3 protein-coding genes are annotated in these 2,344 nt (G+C 42.3%); all 3 read left to right on the top strand.

Annotation, left to right across the window (positions count from 1 at the left end; all coding sequences use genetic code 11):
* Positions 1-329: 329 nt before the first annotated feature.
* Positions 330-584, top strand: coding sequence for a hypothetical protein (locus FTO70_RS17825; protein ID WP_255337118.1), 255 nt, complete (start codon positions 330-332; stop codon positions 582-584).
* A gap of 322 nt (positions 585-906) precedes the next feature.
* Positions 907-1,065, top strand: a complete 159-nt coding sequence (locus FTO70_RS17820) for a hypothetical protein (RefSeq protein WP_255337117.1) — start codon at positions 907-909, stop codon at positions 1,063-1,065.
* Between the two features lie 192 nt (positions 1,066-1,257).
* Positions 1,258-2,031, top strand: coding sequence for a winged helix-turn-helix domain-containing protein (locus FTO70_RS17815; RefSeq protein ID WP_255337116.1), 774 nt, complete (start codon positions 1,258-1,260; stop codon positions 2,029-2,031).
* Positions 2,032-2,344 lie beyond the last annotated feature (313 nt).

Here is a 2,344-nt window from a genome sequence, read left to right as displayed (position 1 = left end):
GCCATAATAGCGGGAACAGAAACCGCAAGGAACGTACTCAGGGTAGACGAGATAGTCCCCAGAAAATGAAAAATGAGTACGCGGAAAAAGCCGGAAAAAAAATCAGAAAACGGAAATCAGGAATAAATCAGAAAACGGAAATCAGGAATAAATCAGAAAACGGAAATCAGGAATAAATCAGAAAACGGAAATCCGAAAAAAATTAAAAAAATCAATCACGCTGATGACAATGCCTGAAATTCATCTATCATGGCATTGTTATCATATCCCCCAGATAGTGAGTTAGACCTGCAACGCCTTCCCGGAAAGGTATAAGCTTGCCATTTTAAGTGCCCGGGAAGAAGAAAGTCTACAGCCCCGAAATGCCCCGGAACGTCCGGTCCCGGACCAGAGCCCCCCGGGATAGATACGGCATTAATCCGGTCCGGGCATTCCATTTTACCTGGATCGGAAACAGTATCGAAAATTCCGGGGAATCCCCGGGACAGGAGATGCCCTGCCACCTCGAACGCCGGGTAGAAAACGGGGTGCCTAACCCCAAAAAGTTCCGGGATAGATGCACTGCCTTCAAGCCGGGCAATTGATTTTACCGGTAAAAGGGCCGTATCACAAAGCCCGGAACACATTTAGATGAAACTGCAGTGCCCATTCTGCCATCATTTACAGGGCAGGACCGGGGGCGCTGCGGGATTAACGGACACCTGCCCCACAGCAAGGGAAAGGACCAGAATCACTTTTTTATAGAAAATACTAATTTTTTTTAAAGTGAATAAATATAAAAAGGGTTTAGTATTTAATCAACCCCCGGAGAGAATTCTTCACAGGCTTAAAATGTGGGAAATTCTAACGGAATTCCATGGCAGATAAAAATACAGTACCTTTTGCTCAAATCCCTGATAGGTAAAGATGTGGACAAGTACCTGCACTCCCGATGATCCTGAAAAGCACCGCAGAACTTATCCAGAGAACAGGGCCACCGGGCTGGAGAAAGGGATTAGAAGGTGCCCTGGAAACCTTAAAAACAAAATAAATTTTTTCGTGGAAATGGAGAGAAGAAAAACATGATGAGTATTTCGTCCCAACTGTGTAAGTATACCCGGAAGATAAGTAGAAAAATCAAATGGGATAAAATTATAGAGGAATGCCAGGTTCCAGATTCAGCCTTAAAAATTTGCAGTATAGAAAACGGACTTGTTGTTGAGATTCCGGAGTTGAATTTATGGAGTTGCCCCGGACACAGGGTCAGAAGTTGATATTATGAGCGGACTTGTAGATTTGATCTTTTTTTCTGAAAAAAGGAAGGGAATTCTTATCTTACTGGCTGAGGGCCCAAAAAGCGCCGAAGAAATCAAAAATGAACTTCACGGCGACACACTTTCAATAACGCCGCAGCTAAAAAAGTTGAAGGACATGGACATTATTGTCCAGCGCGAAGATACCTACGAACTCTCGGATATAGGAAAAATAATTGTTAAAAAAATGCTGCCTCTGACTGAACTCCTCCAGGTCTTTGAGGATAACAGCGACTACTGGTCAAAGCACGACAGAAGGCCAATCCCCGAGCACCTGATAAATAAAATGCACATGCTTGGAAAATGCAAAGTGGATGAGCCCGACCTGGAGCACCTTTTCGAATTCCCTAAAGATCTGAAAGAAATAGTATTCAGGTCAGGGAGACTCAGGACCTTTTACTCATTCTTTTGCCCTGAATGTCCTGCAATTCAGGCAACCTGCGCAAAAAACGGGGCAAAAATGGACCTGGTTATGGATGAAAAAGTATACGGCAGATTAAAAAATGACTTTAAAGATACACACAGGCTGCTACTTGAAAATAATGTTTCACTTTACATTTACAGGGGAGAAATAAAACCTTCTTCCTTCATGGTCACCGATGAATTTGTGATGTTGAAACTCTTCGGAAAGGAAGGGGAGTTTGACCACAGAAAGCTGATGAGTTTCAACAAAAGCGCCATTGAATGGGGAGACGAACTGGCAGATTACTACATCGGGCTTTCGGAGAAAATAAATTAAAGTGAAAGCGGCAACACCTCCCGCCGTAACCAGCGGTGTATTTTTACACCGCTGGAATCAATCCAAAGCCAGGAATGTTTAATCTCAATGTTTTGATCCTGCTGTTTTGATCTCAATGTTTTGATCCTGCTGTTTTGATCTCAATGTTTTGATCCTGCTGTTTTGATCTCAATGTTTTGATCCTGCTGTTTTGATCTCAATGTTTTGATCTCAATGTTTTGATCTCAATGTTTTGATCTCAATGTTTTGATCTCAATGTTTTGATCTCAATGTTTTGATCTCAATGTTTTGATCTCAATGTTTTGATCTCAAT

The organism is Methanosarcina sp. KYL-1, assembly GCF_024372725.1.
Taxonomy (GTDB): domain Archaea; phylum Halobacteriota; class Methanosarcinia; order Methanosarcinales; family Methanosarcinaceae; genus Methanosarcina.
The sequence above is the reverse complement of the archived record's forward strand: the minus strand, read 5'-3'. Positions and strand labels throughout refer to the sequence as shown.

Coding starts and splice junctions, on each gene's coding strand:
- FTO70_RS17820 (WP_255337117.1), top strand. CDS start 907: ATGTGGACAAGTACCTGCACTCCCGATGATCCTGAAAAGCACCGCAGA.
- FTO70_RS17815 (WP_255337116.1), top strand. CDS start 1,258: ATGAGCGGACTTGTAGATTTGATCTTTTTTTCTGAAAAAAGGAAGGGA.